Annotated in this window: 18 protein-coding genes; 3 read left to right on the top strand and 15 right to left on the bottom strand. The window is 72.1% G+C overall.

Annotation, left to right across the window (positions count from 1 at the left end):
• Window positions 1-22: 22 nt before the first annotated feature.
• Window positions 23-1,186: a trans-sulfuration enzyme family protein gene (locus CXR44_RS10110; protein ID WP_101784858.1), complete on the bottom strand. Its 1,164-nt coding sequence runs from the start codon at window positions 1,184-1,186 to the stop codon at window positions 23-25.
• Window positions 1,187-1,197: 11 nt separating this feature from the next.
• Here CXR44_RS10110 and CXR44_RS10105 point away from each other — a divergent pair, with 11 nt between their 5' ends.
• Complete coding sequence (locus tag CXR44_RS10105; protein WP_219601726.1) at window positions 1,198-2,190, top strand: LacI family DNA-binding transcriptional regulator; 993 nt, start codon at window positions 1,198-1,200, stop codon at window positions 2,188-2,190.
• A 98-nt stretch (window positions 2,191-2,288) separates the two neighbouring features.
• Window positions 2,289-3,689: a serine/threonine-protein kinase gene (locus CXR44_RS40070; RefSeq protein ID WP_101784856.1), complete on the top strand. Its 1,401-nt coding sequence runs from the start codon at window positions 2,289-2,291 to the stop codon at window positions 3,687-3,689.
• Here CXR44_RS40070 and CXR44_RS10095 read toward each other — a convergent pair.
• The 13 genes from CXR44_RS10095 to CXR44_RS10040 form a co-directional block, all read right to left on the bottom strand.
• Window positions 3,686-5,173 carry a sodium/solute symporter gene (locus CXR44_RS10095; RefSeq protein ID WP_101784854.1) on the bottom strand — a complete coding sequence of 496 codons (1,488 nt, stop codon included), beginning with the start codon at window positions 5,171-5,173 and terminating at the stop codon, window positions 3,686-3,688. The two genes, CXR44_RS40070 and CXR44_RS10095, sit on opposite strands and share 4 nt — an antisense overlap.
• Window positions 5,174-5,204: 31 nt before the next feature.
• Window positions 5,205-5,714, bottom strand: coding sequence for a hypothetical protein (locus CXR44_RS10090; protein ID WP_245899034.1), 510 nt, complete (start codon window positions 5,712-5,714; stop codon window positions 5,205-5,207).
• The gene (locus CXR44_RS10085) at window positions 5,711-6,460 is read right to left on the bottom strand and encodes a LytR/AlgR family response regulator transcription factor (protein WP_101784852.1); all 750 of its coding nucleotides are present in this window, start codon (window positions 6,458-6,460) and stop codon (window positions 5,711-5,713) included. The genes CXR44_RS10090 and CXR44_RS10085 overlap by 4 nt, the downstream gene beginning before the upstream one ends.
• A 33-nt stretch (window positions 6,461-6,493) precedes the next feature.
• Window positions 6,494-7,672: a sensor histidine kinase gene (locus tag CXR44_RS10080; RefSeq protein WP_101784850.1), complete on the bottom strand. Its 1,179-nt coding sequence runs from the start codon at window positions 7,670-7,672 to the stop codon at window positions 6,494-6,496.
• A 17-nt stretch (window positions 7,673-7,689) separates the two neighbouring features.
• Window positions 7,690-8,103, bottom strand: coding sequence for an HIT family protein (locus CXR44_RS10075; protein ID WP_101784848.1), 414 nt, complete (start codon window positions 8,101-8,103; stop codon window positions 7,690-7,692).
• A 10-nt stretch (window positions 8,104-8,113) separates the two neighbouring features.
• A complete protein-coding gene (locus CXR44_RS10070) occupies window positions 8,114-8,821 on the bottom strand; it encodes a DUF1838 family protein (RefSeq protein ID WP_101785393.1) in 708 nt (235 codons plus the stop codon).
• Between the two features lie 49 nt (window positions 8,822-8,870).
• The gene (locus tag CXR44_RS10065) at window positions 8,871-9,299 is read right to left on the bottom strand and encodes a protease inhibitor I42 family protein (protein ID WP_245899033.1); all 429 of its coding nucleotides are present in this window, start codon (window positions 9,297-9,299) and stop codon (window positions 8,871-8,873) included.
• Window positions 9,296-10,234 carry a YihY/virulence factor BrkB family protein gene (locus CXR44_RS10060; RefSeq protein WP_101784846.1) on the bottom strand — a complete coding sequence of 313 codons (939 nt, stop codon included), beginning with the start codon at window positions 10,232-10,234 and terminating at the stop codon, window positions 9,296-9,298. The genes CXR44_RS10065 and CXR44_RS10060 overlap by 4 nt, the downstream gene beginning before the upstream one ends.
• 4 nt (window positions 10,235-10,238) lie before the next feature.
• Window positions 10,239-11,090 (bottom strand): DUF3618 domain-containing protein, encoded by an 852-nt coding sequence (locus CXR44_RS10055; RefSeq protein ID WP_101784844.1) that lies wholly within the window; start codon window positions 11,088-11,090, stop codon window positions 10,239-10,241.
• Window positions 11,087-11,467, bottom strand: a complete 381-nt coding sequence (locus CXR44_RS10050; RefSeq protein ID WP_101784841.1) for a phage holin family protein — start codon at window positions 11,465-11,467, stop codon at window positions 11,087-11,089. The genes CXR44_RS10055 and CXR44_RS10050 overlap by 4 nt, the downstream gene beginning before the upstream one ends.
• Window positions 11,468-11,530: 63 nt before the next feature.
• Window positions 11,531-11,698, bottom strand: a complete 168-nt coding sequence (locus CXR44_RS39340; protein ID WP_180903289.1) for a hypothetical protein — start codon at window positions 11,696-11,698, stop codon at window positions 11,531-11,533.
• 24 nt (window positions 11,699-11,722) lie between these two features.
• Complete coding sequence (locus CXR44_RS10045) at window positions 11,723-12,661, bottom strand: diacylglycerol/lipid kinase family protein (RefSeq protein WP_101785389.1); 939 nt, start codon at window positions 12,659-12,661, stop codon at window positions 11,723-11,725.
• A 235-nt stretch (window positions 12,662-12,896) separates the two neighbouring features.
• Window positions 12,897-15,662, bottom strand: coding sequence for an immune inhibitor A domain-containing protein (locus CXR44_RS10040; RefSeq protein WP_101784840.1), 2,766 nt, complete (start codon window positions 15,660-15,662; stop codon window positions 12,897-12,899).
• Between the two features lie 225 nt (window positions 15,663-15,887).
• Between CXR44_RS10040 and CXR44_RS10035 the strand changes: the two genes are divergently transcribed.
• Window positions 15,888-17,093 (top strand): aspartate aminotransferase type Ic, encoded by a 1,206-nt coding sequence (locus tag CXR44_RS10035; RefSeq protein WP_245899032.1) that lies wholly within the window; start codon window positions 15,888-15,890, stop codon window positions 17,091-17,093.
• Between the two features lie 64 nt (window positions 17,094-17,157).
• Here the strand turns inward: CXR44_RS10035 and CXR44_RS10030 are convergent, their stop codons facing one another.
• Entirely contained in the window at window positions 17,158-17,730 is a 573-nt protein-coding gene (locus CXR44_RS10030; RefSeq protein ID WP_144069915.1) for a hypothetical protein, read from the bottom strand.
• Window positions 17,731-17,777: the final 47 nt, after the last annotated feature.

Raw genomic sequence — 17,777 nt, 5'->3', positions numbered from 1 at the left:
CGAGGTAAGACAGCGCTGTCAGTCACGCTAGGCGACCGACCCCCTCCAGCGCCAGACCCAGGTCCTTGATCAACGTCTCGGCCGCCTCCAGCCCGACCGACAGGCGCACGAGACCGACCGGGATGCCCATCGTGGCACGGACGCTCTCCTTGGTGCTCAGGGCCGGGGCGTTCACCAGGCTCTCGAACCCACCCCACGACACCCCGATCCTGAAATGCCGGAGCAGATCAAGGAACTCGGCCACCTCCTGCCGCGACTCCGTGTCCAGCTCCACGCTGAACAGGCTGGAGAACCCCGACATCTGCCGCACCGCCAGCGCGTGCCCCGGATGCGACGCCAGCCCCGGGTGGTTGACCCGCCGCACCGCCGGATGGCCGGCCAGGAACGCGGCGACCGCCAGCCCCCGCTCCTGGTGCGCGGCCATCCGCACCGGCAGCGTCCGCAACCCCTTGATCACCTTGGCGGCGACGTGCGGCGCCATGGCCGCCCCGTAGAGCTGGTACTCGGTCAGCGCCAGCGGCCTGATCAGCCGCGACGACCCGGCCACCACGCCGCCGACCAGGTCGCTGTGGCCGCCCACGTACTTCGACAGCGAGTGCACGACCAGGTCGACGCCCATAGTCAGCGGCTTCTGGAAGATCGGCGTGGACCAGGTGTTGTCCATGATCGTGACCAGCCCGTGCCGCGCAGCCCAGGCCGTCACCGCCGGGATGTCGAAGACCTCGTACCTCATGTAGGAGGGGGATTCGAAGTAGAGTAGGCGCGTGCTCTCCCTGATAGCGCTGTCACACCCCTGGAGACTGTCGACATGCGTATGCGTGACCCCGAACTTCTCCAGATAACGCAGGAACTGGGTCGTCGGCCCGTAGACGGCGCCCAGCACCAGCACGTGGTCCTCCGCCGACACCTGCGAGGAGATGGCGGCGGAGATCGCGCCCATCCCCGACGCGAAGCACTTGGCCCGCTCCCCCCGCTCCAGCGCGGCGAGCTTGCGCTGGGCCAGATCCACGGTCGGGTTGGTGCCCCGCCAGTAGACGTAGCGCTCGTCCTCGTTCCTGATCGCCTCACCCAGTTCCTCCGCCGTCGCGAACGCGAACAGGGAGTTCTCGAACACCGGAGGGTTGACCGCGCCCAGCATCCAGGGCTCGTCCTCCCCCATACGCCCACAGATCCACTCATCGTCCATGGAGGCAGACTATGACAGTGCGCAAGCCCACCATGGCCGACGTGGCCCGTCACGCCGGAGTCAGCCTCAAGACCGTCTCACGGGTCGTCAACCAGGAGCCGCACGTCAGCGCCTCGGTGCAGCAACGGGTGCACGCGGCCATCAGCGCGCTGGGCTTCCGACGCAACGAGGCGGCCAGCCGGCTGGCGCGCGGCGCCACCATGCTGACGATCGGGCTCATCATGGAGAACATCTCCAACGAGTTCTACTCCCGCCTGGCCGCCGCGGTGGAGGCGGCTGCCGGCGAGCACGAGGCGCTGGTGGTGTTCGGCTCCTACGAGGAGCGGCCCGACCGGGAGCGGATGCTCGTCGAGTCGATGTACGGCAGGGGCGTCGACTCGCTGATCATCGTGCCCTCGGCGGCCGACCACGGCTGGCTCGCCGAGCATCCGGGGCTCACCACGGTCTTCGTCGACCGCGTGCCGGCCGGGCTCGACCGGGCCGACGTGGTGGCGCTCGACGACGTCCGCGGCGGGCTGGTCGCGACCGAGCACCTGCTGGCCCGCGGGCACCGCCGCATCGCGCTCCTCTCCGACGACGACGGGCTCAGCTCCGTGCACGACCGCGCCGACGGCTACCGGGCCGCGCTGCGGGCCGCCGGAGCGGCGGTGGACGAGTCGCTGGTCGTGCGCGGCGTGTTCGACCCGTGGCGGGCCGGCCACGAGGTCGCCCGCCTGCTCTCCCGGCCCGACCCGCCGACCGCGTTCTTCGCCACCAACAACCGCGCCGCGATCGGCATCCTGCAGGCGCTGCGCGAGCGGCCCGAGCGGCCGGCCTACGTGGGCTTCGACGACTTCGCGCTGGCCGACGTGTTCAACCCGGGGGTGACGGTGGTGCGCTACGACGTGCGGCGGCTGGCCCGCAGCGCGGTGGACCTCCTGCTCAGCCCCTCCCCCGAGCCGCGCCGGGTCCGCGTCCCCGTCGAGCTTGTGGCGCGCGGCTCCGGCGAGCTGCCCCCTCCCTGAGGTCGGCGTCGGCGGGCGCCCCGTGGGTGTCTGGGGCGGGGGGCGGCTGCGGGGTGGGCGGCTGCGGCGGGGCGGGTGACACGGCATGATGGGGCGCGATGAATGCGTATTTATCCCCCGACAGCACCGGTGCGCAGCGGCGCTCCGTCGGCCCGTACGCACTCGACCGCCGCCTCGGCTCCGGCGGCATGGGCATCGTGTACCTCGCGCACGACGGCGCGGGGCGTCAGGTGGCGTTGAAGGTGATGCGGCCGGAGCTCGCCGCGCGGGAGGAGTTCCGGCAGCGGTTCCGCAAGGAGGCCGAGGCGGCGCGGAAGGTGGCCCGTTTCTGCACGGCGGCCGTGCTGGACGTGGGCCTGGACGACGGCCAGGCGTTCATCGCGACCGAGTACATCGACGGCCCCGACCTGTCCGCCGTGGTGGAGGCGCAGGGCCCGATGTCGGGCTCGACGCTGGAGGCGCTGGCCGTCGGGGTGGCCACCGCGCTGTCCGCCATCCACGGGGCCGGGGTCGTGCACCGCGACCTCAAGCCGTCGAACATCCTGCTCGGCCCGGTCGGCCCGCGGGTCATCGACTTCGGGATCGCGCAGCTCGCCGACACGCTGGGCGGCGACACCGGGGTGGTCATCGGCACGCTGCCGTACATGTCGCCGGAACAGGGCCGCGGCGAGCGGGTGACGGCGGCGGCCGACGTGTTCGCGTGGGGCTGCGTGGTCACCTACGCCGCCACCGGGCGCCCGCCCTTCCCCGGCGGCAGCGACGCCGAGATCCTCTACCGCGTCGCCCACCACGTCCCACGCCTCGACGGGCTCGACGAGCGGCTGCGTCCCCTCGTCGAGCAGGCCCTGGACAAGGACCCCGCCCGGCGTCCCACGGCCCAGCAGCTCCTCGACCGGCTGCTGGGCCGGGAGCGGGTGACCGTCGAGGCCGCGACACGGCTGGTGACCGACAACTGGGGCCTCGACGGGCCGCCGCCCCCCGCCGCCCCGCGGGCGCGGCCCCGCCGGTGGCTGGTGCCGGTGCTGGCCGCGATCACGGCGCTCTCCGTCTCGGTGGCCGTGCTGGCGCTGACGCTGGGCCGCCCCGACCCGCCCGACGGCGCCGCCGTGGCGGGCCGCGATCTCCAGATCGACGGCGTCAGGCTGCACGTGAAGGTGCTCTCGCTGACCCGCAAGGGCCGCACCGTCGTCCTGCAGTGGTCGGTGCGCAACGACGGCACGAGCGAGTGGGACCAGTGGACGGCCTTCGGCACCGGGCCGCTGACCACCTGGCAGTACAACAGCACCGCGGGCGTGACAGTGGTGGACCCGGCGACGGGGAAGACGTACGGGCCGGTGACCGAGGGCGACAAGTGCTCGTGCAGCCCCACCAAGGGCAAGCTGCGTCCGGGCGACACCGCCTCCTACTTCTCGGTGTTCGCCGGGATCTCCGAGGACGCCGACCAGCTCGGCGTGCAGATCCCCAGCGTCGGCCTGTTCGCCGACGTCCCGGTCTCCTAGGAGGAGCGGGGCCGCCAGTCGCCGCGGTCCAGGTTGAGGTCCTCGGGGGTGTGCAGGCGGACCATGGTCCTGGCCACCCCCGCCGGGACGCGGTGCGGGGTCACGAACGACACCGTGATCATCACCGTGAACGCGATCGGCACCGTCCAGGCGGCCGGCTGGGCCAGCAGCGCGTTCGCCAGCCCCTCGTGCGGCCCGCCGACGATCGTGACCAGCACCGCGGCGCAGGCCAGCCCGCCACCGACGAACAGCCCGGCCAGCGCGCCGGTGGTGCTGAGCCGCCGCCACCAGATGCCGAGCACCAGCAGCGGGCAGAACGACGACGCCGCCACCGCGAACGCCAGCCCGACCACGTCGGCCACCGGCAGCTCGCGAGCCCACAGCGCCAGCGTCAGCGGCACGACCACGGCCAGCACCGTCGCGATCCGGAACGAGCGCACCCCGCCCCGGAGCAGGTCCTGGGCGAGCACCCCGGCCACCGACACGGTCAGCCCCGACGAGGTGGACAGGAACGCGGCGAACGCCCCGGCCGTGACCAGCGCCGTCAGCAGGTCGCCCAGGGTGCCGCCGACCATCCGGCCCGGCAGCGTCAGCACGACGGCGTCGGTGCGGGCCAGGTCGGGGACGTACAGCCGGCCCAGCCAGCCGTACAGGGCGGGCAGCAGGTAGAAGGCGCCGAGCAGCGTCAGGACCACCAGCGTCGTGCGGCGGGCGGCCCGGCCGTCCGGGTTGGTGTAGAACCGCACCAGCACGTGCGGCAGCCCCATGGTGCCGAGGAACGTCGCGAGGATGAGCGAGTACGTCGAGTACAGCCCGTACTCCCTGCCCCCGCCCAGGGGGGCCTGCCAGGCGGCGGCGTCCTGCGGGCTGATCGCCGGCGCGCCGTCGGCCTTCCAGGCCATGAGCAGGAACACCAGCGGCACCGCCAGCGCGGTCAGCTTCAGCCAGTACTGGAACGCCTGCACGAACGTGATCGACCGCATGCCGCCGGACAGCACGTTGACGGCGACCACCACGGCCACGAGCAGGCCGCCGGCCCACGGCGGCGCGCCGGTGATCTCCCGGAGCACCAGGCCCGCGCTCTGGAACTGCGGCATGAGGTAGAGCCAGCCGATGAGCACGACGAGGCCGCTCGCCGTGCGGCGCACGGTCATCGACTCCAGCCGGGCCTCGGCGAAGTCGGGCAGGGTGTACGCCCCGGAGCGGCGCAGCGGCGCCGACACCAGCACGAGCAGCACGAGGTAGCCGCCGGTCCAGCCGACGGGCAGCCACAGCATGTCGGCGCCGAACGACAGGATGAGCCCCGCCACGCCCAGGAACGACGCCGCCGACAGGTACTCGCCGCCGATGGCGGAGGCGTTCCACAGCGGGCTGACGGTGCGGGAGGCCACGTAGAAGTCGGAGGTGGTGCGGGAGACGCGGATGCCGAACGCGCCGATGAGCACGGCGGCGAGGACCACGATGAGCACCGCCGTGAGGCTCATCGGCCCCGCCCGCGGCCGGCCGGGGTGGCTGTCACCGGCGTTCGACCAGGTCGGCGAAGTGGCGTTCGTTGCGTTCGGCCTGGCGGACGTAGAGCCAGGCGCCGGCGACGAAGGCGGGGTAGATGAGGCCGCCGAGCACCGCCCACGGCAGCGGGACGCCGAGCAGGTCGGCCTCGCGCAGCCGCGGGATGAGCAGGAACAGCAGCGGCAGGCCGCCCACCACGCAGCCCAGCACCGTGCAGACGAACATCGCCAGCCGGAACTGGGTGCGCAGCAGGGAGCGCATGTACACCTCGCCGAGGTGGGTCTGCTCGTCGATCTCCCGGGTGGCCGGGTAGCGGGGGCGGCGGGCGGCGGCCGTCCGCGGGCTCGTCACGGCGACCCGGCGGGCCTGCTCGGCCCGGCGCGCCTGGTCCGCCCGGCGCGGCAGGTCCACCCAGCGTGGCCCCTCCCCCCGGCGCGGACCGGCGGGCGCGTCCCCGCGCCGGGACTGCTCGCCGCGGCCGGACTGGTCGCCGCGGCGGGGCGGGTCCGCGGTCACTCGACGCGGCCCTTCCGCGCACGCCGGACGAGCAGGTCGCGCAGCTCGCGCGTGTGGCGCCGGCTGACGGGGATCTCCGTCCGGCCCACCCGCACCACGCACTTGCCGGAGTCGATGTGCAGCTCCTCGATGTGCTTGACGGCCACCAGGTGGCTGCGGTGCACGCGGACGAAGCCGGCCGACGCCCAGCGCTCCTCCAGCGTGGCGAGCGGGATGCGCACCAGGTGGGTGCCGGTGGCCGTGTGCAGCCGGGCGTAGTCGCCCTGCGCCTCCACGTAGACCACGTCGGCGCTGGAGACGAACCTCGTCACCCCGCCCAGCTCGACGGGGATCGTGTCGGAGTCCCCCGTGTCCACGGGCACGTCGGCGGAGACGGCGACCCGCCGGATGGCCTCGGCGAGCCGTTCCGGCCGCACCGGCTTGAGCAGGTAGTCCTCCGCCTTGATCTCGAAGGCGTCGACGGCGTGCTCCTCGTACGCGGTGACGAACACGACGCGCGGCGGATTGGCGAAGCGCGACAGCAGCCGGCCGAGGACGACCCCGTCCAGGCCGCGCATGCGGATGTCGAGGAAGACGGCGTCGACCGGCCGGCCCTCGGCGATGGCACGGTCCAGCAGCCGCAGCGCCGCCGCTCCGTCCCGGGCGGTCGCCACGTCGCCGATGCGGGGGTCGGCGCGCAGCAGGTACGACAGGTCTTCCAGCGCGGGAAGCTCGTCGTCGACCGCCAGCACGCGAAGTTGTGCCATAGACAGTGATAAAACCGACAACAGAGCGTACGGTCAACGGGCCGAGACGCCGGGGTGATACTTCGGCAACCTTACGTTGACTTTCGTGCCCGCCCCGGGCGCGGTCTCGACGACGAGGCCGTACTCGTCGCCGTACACCTGGCGCAGCCGCTCGTCCACGTTGGCGAGCCCGACGCCGCCGGCCGGGGTGATCTCGCCGGCCAGGATGCGGCGCAGCCGGTCGGGGTCCATGCCGAGCCCGTCGTCCTCGACGCTGATGCCGCATTCGGCGCCGGCGTCCTCGGCGATGATCGTGATGCGGCCGACGCCGTCCTTGCTCTCCAGGCCGTGCCGGACGGCGTTCTCGACCAGCGGCTGCAGGCACAGGAACGGCACGGCGACGGGCAGCACCTCGGGGGCGATGCGCAGCGTGACCTGGAGCTGGTCGCCGAAGCGGGCCCGCTCCAGGATGAGGTAGCGGTCGATGGAGCGCAGCTCCTCGGCCAGCGTGGTGAACTCGCCGTGCCTGCGGAAGGAGTAGCGGGTGAAGTCGGCGAACTCCAGCAGCAGCTCGCGGGCGCGTTCGGGGTCGGTGCGGACGAACGAGGCGATGGTGGTGAGGGAGTTGTAGATGAAGTGCGGCGAGATCTGCGCGCGCAGCGCCCGGACCTCCGCCTCCATGAGCAGGGTGCGCGAGCGGTCCAGCTCGGCCAGCTCCAGCTGCGAGTCGACCCAGCCGGCCACCTCCTGGGCGGCCCTGACCAGGCCCGCCGAGGCGTGCGGGCCGTAGGCGGCCAGCGTGCCCACGACCCGGTCGTCGGTGGTGAGCGGCACGACGACGGCGTGCCTGACCGGGCACTCCAGCAGGGGGCAGTCGAGATCGAGGACCTGGGTGCGGCCGTCCTTCAGCGTGGCCCGCGCGTGCGCGAACGCCTCGCCGGCGTGGTGGTCGCCGGCCCCGTCGTACACGAGCAGCCGCTCGCTGTCGGTGATGGCCAGCGCCGACGAGCCGAGCAGCGTGCGCAGGTGCCGGGACGCCTTCTCCGCGCCCTCGGCGGTGAGCCCGGCCCGCAGCGGCGGGCCGGCGAGGGAGGCGGTGTGCAGGGTCTCGAACGTGGCGCGCTCGGCCGGGCTGGTGCCCAGCTCGCGGCGGCCCCGGACGAGCCGCCACAGGACGAACGCGGGAACGCCGACGAGCACCGCGACCACGGCGACGCCGACGACGTACTGCACTTCCACACCGCCGGAGCCTACGCCCCCGCGAGCGCCCCGGCGATGGCGGCGGCGCAGGCGCGGGCCTCCTCGTCGGAGGCGTACCTGGTGCGCGGCCAGAAGAAGCCGCGCAGCCCGTCCTTGCGGTTGCGCGGCACCACGTGCACGTGCAGGTGGGGCACGCTCTGGCTGACCCGGTTGTTCATCGCCACGAACGTGCCGGCCGCCGCCATGCCCCGTTCGACCGCCCCCGCCATGGCCTGCACCCGCTCGAAGAACGGCCCCACGTCGGGCAGGTCGGCGAGCGTCTCGGCGTGCCGTCTCGGCACCACCAGCACGTGCCCCTTGAACAGCGGCCGGCTGTCGAGGAAGGAGACGGCCACCTCGTCGGCATGGACCACGAACGCGGGCCGCTCCCCCGCGACGATCTCACAGAACAGGTCGGTGCTCACCGGCCGAACCCTACCCGCGGGCGCGGGCGGCGAAGGCGGTCCAGCTTGTCATGTTCGGCGCGGTCCAGGTGTCGGGCGCGTGCAGGAAACGCTCGCCGACGTGCCGGGCCAGCCGTTCGGGCACCTCGTCGGTCTTGCCGCCGCGGCAGTGGTAGACGAGCGACCCCTCACGCTGCCCCATCGCCATCCACGGCAGCCAGGGCGAGACGCGGCACCAGGAGAACGCGCACGGCACGGACGCCGCGCCCGACTCCAGGTCGTCGGCGGCGGCGAAGAACTGGAACAGCTCCATCGCCCGGTAGGTGTCGCCGGCCGAGTTGTCGGGATAGTCGGCGACCTTCAGCGGCGACGGGTAGGCCAGGCGGACGTCCACGTTGAACACCACCTGCCCGCCCACCGCGGTGACCGGCACGGGGTGGGCGCCGAGGCGCTGGTTGACCGGGTCGTTGAAGACGTGCTGGACCTCGACGGCGGAGCCGGTGAACGGGTTGTCCCAGACGTCGATGATCTCCCGGGTGACCGGGTCGAGGTAGGCGGCGGCCTCGCGGGCGAGCAGCCGCCAGCCGTCGTCGGCTCGTACGGCCCTGGCCACGTTGACGCCCTCGAAGCCGAACAGGTGGTGCGGACCGTCGTCACGCCGCCAGCCGTACACGTCGCCGGTCCACCAGGAGATCGTCTCGGCGCCGTCGTCGGACGCGCGCACCCGGATAAAGTCCATGGACGGCAGCTTGTCCGACTCCGGCGCGACGATCAAGAGCCGGTCGTGATCATCGTACGGTCACCTCGAAGACCGCCTCCCCGGACAGCCGCCGGCTCTCCGGGGTGGCCGGGGCGGTGGCGGCGCCGCAGCGCCAGCAGTCGTGCAGCCGGATGAGGGTCCGGCCGGGACGCTTGGCGTTGAAGACGAAGTAGCTGGTGTCCCCGTCGGGCCGCTCCTCGCTGATGTAGGAGGCGACTCTCACGTCGGGCACGGCCACCAGCGTCCACTGGTCGCCGGCCGCGGGATCGTCGGGGACGGCGAGGGAGAACCGCTGGCCGGAGCGGAACTCGGCGGTGACGGTCGCGCCCTTGGCGCCCTGGACGACGGCCCCCAGGTCGCTGACCGCCGAGCCGCCCCCGCAGGCGGCCGCACCGCAGCCCAGCAGGAGGGCCAACGTCCCCCACGTGGCCTTCCCGGTGGCCGTCGCGCATGTCATTCATGCAGGTTATCGGGCTCCGGTTCGTCCCGCGGGACGGCGTACGGCTCGCTCTGCGGGGGTGTGCCGCCGGCGATGGCCCGCTCCCTGATGAGCTCGGCGTCGAGCTCGGCGCCGAAGAGCAGGGCCATGTTGGACAGCCAGAGCCAGATCAGGAAGACGACGACGGCCGCCAGCGTGCCGTAGGTCTTGTTGTACGAGCCGAACAGGCTGACGTACAACGCGAAACCGGCCGAGACGAGTATCCACAGCACGACGGCGAGCAGCCCGCCGGGGGTGATCCAGCGCATGCCGGGCTGGCGCACGTTGGGCGCCGCCCAGTACAGCACCATGATGAGGCCGGCGGCGATGAGCGCGAGGACGGGCCACTTCAGCACGTTCCAGGCGGTCACCACGGCGTCGCCGAGACCGAGGAGGCGGCCCGCCAGGTCGGCCAGCCGGCCGGTGAGCGTGACCGCGATCGCGCCGACGGCCAGCAGCACCGTCACCAGGATCGTCAGGCCGAGCTTCAGCGGCGTGGTCTTCCAGAACGGGCGGCCTTCCTCGATGTCGTAGATCTCGTTGCCGGCCCGGATGAACGCGCCGATGTAGCCGCTGGCCGACCACAGGGCCACGGCCAGGCCGGCGATCGCGAGCAGCCCGGCCGAGCCCGCGCCGCGCCGGACGCCCGCGAGGCCCTGCGTGAGCAGGTCGCGCACCTCGGCGGGCGCCAGCACGGCCAGGTGGCCGATCAGCATGGCGGTGTCGTCGTGGCCCAGCAGGCCGAACAGCGACACCAGCACGATCATCGCCGGAAAGATCGACAGCACCGCGTAGTAGGTGAGCGCGGCCGCGAGGTCGGGGACGCGGTCGTCCCTGAACTCGGCGAACGTGCGCCTGAGCACGCTCCACCAGGCTCGGCGCGGCAGGTCGGCGGGGGTGTCCGGCGTGGCCAACGGGCTACCGGCCCCGGAAGCGCCTCGTGCGCCCGACGGGGCGGCGGGCTCTCATCCGGCGCACGACGAGCACGCCGATCGCGCCCGCCACCGCCACCAGCAGGACGGGCCGCCTGCGCGCCTGGGTGGTGACCTTGCCGGCCGCGTCCTTGACCTGCTCGGGCGTGGCCTCGCGCACCATGCCGGCGACCTCGCTCGCCTTGCCCTTGGCCGTGCCGGCCACCTCGGCCGTCTTGCCCTTCACGGTGCCGGCGACCTCGGCCGTCCTGCCCTTCACGGTGCCGGCCACCTCGGCGGCCTTGCCCTTGGCGGCCTCGGCGGCCTCGCTCGCCCTGGCCTTCATGTCGGCCTTGTGGGCGAGGGCGGCCACGGTGTCGCCCATGTCCGCGCGGGTCTCCTGGATACGGTTGCGCACGTGTTCCTCCTCGTCGTCGGTGTGGGGATCGGCCCGCCGGGACGGCGCCGCCTGCCGGTCGCGGCCGGGCCCGGGGTTCCCGGAGCGGGCGCCGCCGGTGCGCGGACCACCTGCAGGGGTGTCGTCCGTGCGGGTCCTGCCGGTGTGGCTCTTGTTCGTGTGGGTCCTGCCCGTGTGGGTGTCGCCGGTGCGGGTCTGCGAGCGCGCCTCGCCCTCGCGGTCCTCGATCAGCGCGGTGCGCTCGTCCGGCAGCGGGGGTTCGGGGTCGAAGACCTCGTGCTCCTCGCGCGCGGCCTCGGCGCGACGCGCGTTCTCCTCCGCGCCGGGCCGGGTCTGGGGCACGTTGATGGACTCGTGGTCGGTCGGCGCTCCCACCGTGGACCGGTGGGCGCCGACCTGCCCGGCATGCTGCCTGCTGTATCCGGGGTCCGTCTCACTCATCGCCGTACGCTCTCCTTGACCACGTCGATGTCGGCCTTGACGCTGGCGATCGCCTCGCTGGGCACCGGCGGCGCGGCCTGCTTGACCTGCTTGCGGCCGATCAGGCCGATCACGGCGGCGATGACGAACAGCACGACGGCCACGATCGCCGCGGCCGCCCAGGCGGGCATGACCAGCGACAGCAGCAGGACCACGGCCGCCACGAGCGTGGCGCCGCCGAAGAACGCGACCAGGCCGGCCGCCCCGAACAGGCCCGCGCCGAAGCCGGCGCGCTTGCCCTTGCGCGTGAGCTCCAGCCTGGCCAGCCGCAACTCGTCCCTGACGAGCCGGGAGACCTGCTCGGAAAGATCGTTGACGAGTTTGTGGGTGTCGTTCACGTCGTCGCCTCCTCTGATGAGGAGAGCGACTACCCAGCCATCCGGGGTTCTATCACCGGCACCTCAGCGCTTGCGGGCCACCCGCAGGAGAAGGCCGACGACCGACAGGACCGGCGACTCGTCCGTCTCGCACCAGTTGCCGGGCTTGCGGGGCGGGCTCCACGGGGACGGGAGCTCGCACGAGGGAGCCTGCGGCCGGGGCCGCTCGCACCACGATCCGGGAGGGTTCATGCCTCCACTGTACGCGCGGGCCGCTCAGCGGTCCTCGAACGCGTCCGGCACCATCACCCGCACCCCGTTGGGCACCACCCGCAGCCGGATCGGCGTGCGCAGCCGCACCTCGCCGTCGACGTCGGCCGCCATCGGCGGGTCGGTCTCCAGCAGCATCTCTCGGCCCATCACGAACGGCCCGCCCGCCAGGCTGCGCCAGCGGCCCGTCGTCGCCCGCGCCAGCGTCTCGCCGAGCAGCCGCAGCTTCTTGCCGGAGCCGAGCTGGTAGGCGACGAGCATGCCGTTGTCGATGCTGATGTCCTTGGCCACCTGCCAGCCGCCGTGGAACCGGCCGTTGGCGATGTTGAGCTGGTGGGTGAGCAGTTCGTGGCGCTGCCCGTCGACGGTGATCACGGCCCGGAACGGCCGGTGCCCGGGCAGGATCGTCAGTGCGGTCAGCGGGTAGGCGGGCCGGCCGAGCACCCGCTTGAGCCACGGCTTGACCTTGCCGGCCACCTCGACCGACACGCCGAAGCTGGCCAGGTTGGCGAACGGCCGGTCGTCGGCCATGCCGAGGTCGATGTCGGCGACCTTGCCGGTGGCGAACACCCGGATGGCGCCCGGCAGGTCGAGCGGCAGGCCGAGGCTGCGGGCGAAGTTGTTGGTGGTGCCGAGCGGCAGCACGCCGAGCGCCACGTCACGGTGGGCGACGTGGCGCACGGCCGAGGACAGGGTGCCGTCGCCGCCGCCCACGATGAGCAGGTCGGGACCGGTGGCGAGGGCGGTGTCGAGCAGGTCGCGCAGGCGCTTGGGGTTGTAGACGCCGATCTCGGCCAGCGGCTCGAAGCCGAGGGCGTGGATCTGCTCGATCACCTCGAAGTAGTGGCGCCTGCCGCGGCGGGAGCGCGTGTTGATCACCAATGCCACCCGGCGGTCCGTGCGGATCGCCTCGGTGTGCTCGGCCTTGGTGCGGAGTGCGCTCATGGTCATCAATCGTAGGTGCACAGAGTGCTACCTGAGGCCGCCCGCTGAACGCGGCCGACCTGAGGCGCACACAGTGCTACCCGAGGCCGCCCGCTCGACGCGGCCGACCTGAGGCGCACACAGTGCTACCCGAGGCCGCCCGCTCGACGCGGCCGACCTGAGGCGCACACAGTGCTACCCGAGGCCGCCCGCTCGACGCGGGCGGCCTCGGGTCACTTCCTCTTCGTCTCTCCGGTCACTTCTGGGGCGGGGTGACGTGGACGATGGCGCCCAGGTTGCCCGGCAGCGGGCTGACCAGCTTGAACTGGACGCCCAGCGCCTTGCCCTCGTCACCGGGGTCGCCGGTGCCGAGCTTGTGACCGCCGCCGATGTCGGTGCCGTACAGCTCGGTCGCCGGGGTGCCGTCGAGGTGCACCACGCGCGTGCTGTACGGCTGGTCGCCCTTCGACGGCACCACCACGGAGGCGTCGAAGTCGCGGTAGTACAGCGTGCCGTCCTGCACCTCGAACCCGGGGTACCAGGTCTTGGCGTCGGTGAAGTTCGGCACGCCCTTCAGCGGCTTGACGTCCGTGCAGTACTCGCTGAACGGCTCGTCCGGCGCCTCCAGGCACTCCTTGAACGGGTAGGTCCTGGTGAAGGAGAACGCCGCGTTGGAGGTCTGCGAGCGGCCCTCCATGTTCTTGTGCCTGGTCGGGTCCTTCTCCGCCGCGGTGCCGGTGCGGCGCAGCGGCTCGTAGTGCGAGTCGACCAGCAGCAAGCTGCCCTTGGAACCGATGCTCGGCGGCAGCTGCAGGTTGGGGACGAGGGAGTTGTTGGTGTAGGTCGAGTCGCGGTACCAGACGAGCAGGCCCGGGGCGTTGTACTTGACCTTCTCCACCTTCCAGGCGCCGTCACGCGAGTAGGTGGTGTCGTAGGCGTACTGCAGCCCCTTGTCGAAACCGTCGAAGTTGCGCCACTCGGCCAGGTAGAACCGGGAGATCTCGCGGAACCCGTTGTTGATCGTCCAGCCCTGGCCACTGGTGTTGGTGAAGGTGCCGCCGGTGGCCTTCCAGCCGTTCGCGCCGCCCTCGACGTCGTCGCTCCACACCGTCTCGGCGCCGTTGGTGAGCTGGAAGTCGTCGGCGTGCCAGCCGCGCGGGGTGAAGGCGGCGTCGGTGTTGTACGTCAGGCGCAGCTTGACGGTCTGCCCGGCGAACGGGGTCAGGTTGACGTAGTCGTGCCGCCAGCCGTTGGTGTCGCCGGTGAGGCCGTACTTCTTGTTGCCGAACGTGGCGAGGTTCTTGTTCGGGTCGGGGTAGCCGTCGGGCGTGGTGACCTCGGCGCCGGCCTCGTCGTAGACCTTCTGCTGGGTCCAGGTCTGGCCGCCGTCGGTGGACACCTCGACGAAGCCGAAGTCCCAGTCCTGCTCGATCTCGTAGTTGTTCCACATCCACAGGCGGACGTCGGTGCCCGCGGGCACGGGCATGTCGCGGGTGAGCGTGACGTTGGCCCACTCCTGGTCCATGCCGGACCACCAGGTGCCGGTGCCGCTGTGCGGGTCGATCATCTTCAGCGGCTCGGAGGCGAGGTTGACCCGGACGCCGTCCTGGGTGAGCCTCGGCGTGCGCGACGACTGCCCGACCGTGACGAGCTTCGGCGCGTCGCCGGGGTCGAACACCTTCGGGTTGGCCCAGCCGAGCACCCACTTGTCCCACAGGCCCATGTGGGTGGGCATGGACTGGAAGATCGGGCCGGAGTGCGAGCCGCTGGACATCAGGTCCCAGAAGTCCACGGCGGAGCTGGCCGAGCCGGAGGTGTCGTACAGGTCGGGCAGGCCCAGGTCGTGGCCGTACTCGTGGGCGAAGACGCCGACGCCGGAGTCCTCGGGCTGCACGATGTAGTTGGAGATCTTGAAGTTGGTGCCCGGCACCTTGTAGCCGCCGGCGACCGCGCTGGAGTGGGCCCAGATGGCGTAGGTGCCCTCGGCTCCTCCGTCGGACGACTTGTCCTTGCCGGCGTGCACGAGGACGAGGTGGTCGATCACGCCGTCGGGCTCCGCGAAGTTGCCGTCGCCGTCGGCGTCGGAGACGTCCTCCACGTCGTAGTCGGCCCACGGGAAGCCGGGCTGCGTCTGGGCGAGGACGTTGACCGCGTCGATGGCGAGCTGGCCGGCCCCGAGCGGGTTGTCGGGGTGGCCGGACATGTCCTGGGGAGCGCCGCCGCAGGCCGCCGCGCCGTACCACGCCTCGGAGTGCGGGGCCTTCAGCCAGCCGACCGCCGAGCCGGTGACCGAGTAGGCGCCCTTGGACATCTCCTCGTACATCTTCTTCAGCGTGTGGCCGGAGATGTCGATGCCGGGCTTGCCGTCGCGGGGGTCCTTCAGGTCGGGGCGGACCCGCTCGGTGATGCCGGTGTCGGTGTAGAGCATCTTGTTGAAGTGCTCGGTGCTGAAGTCCTTGACCCAGAAGGAGTTGTTGTCCTTCTTCGGCAGCGTGGCCGGGTCGGGGATCTTGTTGTGCAGGGGGCCGTTCATCCTGGTGCCGGCCGGCTCGACGACGCAGTCGTCCGGAGGGCTGTCGACGGTCCGCAGCCGGTTGAAGCCGGAGAAGTCGTCGTTCGCGTTCTCGTTGAACTCGACCAGCAGCGTGAGCAGCTTGGCGGTCTTGGTCTGGCCGGCCTTCTTGAAGATGAACTCCGCGGGGTTGCGGCCCGTCCTGATGGCCTCGGCCTCGCGTGCGGCCAGGACCCGGGCGGCGGCCGGGTTTCCGCTGGCGAACTTGCGGTCGTACTCCCGCGCCGGGTTCTCCGCCCGCGCCCGCGCCCGCGTGCCGGGGACGGCCGGCTCCTTCGGGTCGGGCTCCACGCGGGGCGGCGCGTAGTTGATGTAGTAGTCGGACGCGCTGGGCTCGTACCGTGCCACGGACGCCTCGGCGGCCGAGGAGGCCGGCGAGGGGACGGTGAGAGCGGCGGCCAGGAGCGCGGCCGCCGGAATCGCTGCTAACAGGCGTTTCGTGCTGGGCACATGGAACCCTCTCTGCCCGGGGTCGCCGGGCCGTGACCATGGGGGTGCGATGTCCGGACGGTAGAGGGTCAGTAAAGCGGACGTAAAGGCCGTAGTTGAGACGTAACGTATTTGCGACCTATGTTCGATCTGGTCCGGCAGACATCCACATTCCGGACTGCTTCCTCCTCGGCGGCGCGCGTCTTCTATCCTTCGAGGGCGACCCGATCCGAGGAGAAAGATCACGTGAACGCTCAGCGCGACTACGCCGACCTCGTCCAGCGTGGGCTCACGCTCGACCTGACCCGTGGCAAGCCGTCACCGCGCCAGCTGGATCTCTCCGACGACATGCTCGGACTGCCGACGTCCTACCGCACGGCCGACGGCACCGACGGTCGCAACTACGGCGGCCTGCAGGGTCTGCCCGAGCTGCGCGAGCTGTTCGGCCCGCTGCTGCAGGTGCCCGCGGGGCAGCTCGTCGTCGGCGGCAACTCCAGTCTCACGATGATGCACGACACGATCGTGCACGCCCTGCTCAGCCCGCTCCCGGGGGCCGCGCGCCGCTGGGTGGAGGAGCCGGAGACCACCTTCCTGTGCCCGGTGCCGGGCTACGACCGCCACTTCACCATCTGCGAGCGCTTCGGCATCAAGATGGTGGCGGTCCCCATGGGCGCCGACGGCCCCGACATGGACGTGGTGGAGCGGCTCGTCGCGGCCGACGCCACGGTCAAGGGCATCTGGTGCGTGCCCAAGTACAGCAACCCCTCGGGCATCGTCTACAGCGACGAGACCGTGCGCCGGCTGGCCGCCATGCCCGCCGCCGCGCCCGACTTCCGCATCTTCTGGGACAACGCCTACGCGGTGCACCACCTGACCGGCGACCCGGCCGAGCTGGCCGACGTGCTGGCCCTGGCCGCCGAGCACGGCAACCCCGACCGGGTGTTCGTCTACGGCTCCACCTCGAAGGTGACCCTGGCGGGCTCCGGCGTCGCGTTCTTCGGCTCGTCGCCGGCCAACGTCGAGTGGTTCCTGGCCAACACCGCCAAGCAGTCCATCGGCCCCGACAAGATCAACCAGCTGCGGCACGTGGAGTTCCTGCGCGACGCCGACGGCGTCGCGGCCCACATGCGGCGGCACGCCGAGCTGATCTGGCCGAAGTTCGAGCTGGTCGACCGGGTGCTGACCAAGGAGCTGGGCGGCCTGGCGCGCTGGACCAGCCCCCGGGGCGGCTACTTCATCAGCCTGGAGGTCCCGCACGCCGCCGAGGTGGTGGCCCGGGCCAAGGCCGCGGGCATCGCGCTGACCCCGGCCGGCGCGACCCACCCCTACGGCACCGACCCCGACGACCGCGTGATCCGCATCGCGCCCACCTACCCCGACCTCGATGAGCTGGAGCAGGCCATCACCGGCCTGGCGGTGTGCGTCCGGCTGGTCGCCGAGGAACGCGGCTGACCCACCCCGATCGCCGCCCCGGCACGCAGGCGCGGGCCGGGGCGCTCCGGCGTGGACGGCCCGCTCAGCCGGCGCGGTTGCGGAAGCCGAAGATGTACTCCCGCGTCTCGCCCGGGTGGAACGAGACGTCCACGCCCGGCTCGAAGGCGACGTTGTCGCGGGGGCAGTAGCAGAGCTTCTCCCACACCTTGAGCGCCTGCTCGCGGGCCGGGGCCTCGGCGAGGTCACGCTTGCGCGCGCCGTACGAGCCGAGCACCTGCAGCAGCCCCAACCCCCAGAACACCCCTGTCAGGCAGAACGGCGCGAGCAGCACCTCGCCCCAGCCGGAGTCCTTGCCCATCGCGATCACCAGCGCCACCACGAGGTGCACCAGAGCCGCGACACCGAGCAGGATGTAGCCCTGGTTGCGCGCCCAGGGCGTGTAGTGCCGGCTGGGGAACGACAGCCAGACCGCGAGCTGGGTGCGGCTCATCACGTGCCTGGAGGCGCCCAGCGTGGCCGCCATCGGCAGGTCCGCGACCTCACGCTGACCGGGCAGGCGTACCCGGCCCATCCGGTACGTGGTACCCGCCGCCACCGCCCCGGGAACGGAGATCACCTGGTCGGCCTGGGAACACACCGGACACGTCACTTCCACCCGGGCAGTCTGGCCTTAAGCCTCGATACAAGCAAACCGTATGGTTC

Source organism: Nonomuraea indica, from assembly GCF_002850745.1.
Lineage (GTDB): Bacteria > Actinomycetota > Actinomycetes > Streptosporangiales > Streptosporangiaceae > Nonomuraea > Nonomuraea indica.
Note: the sequence above shows the minus strand (reverse complement) of the source record. Positions and strands in the feature narration are given on the sequence as shown.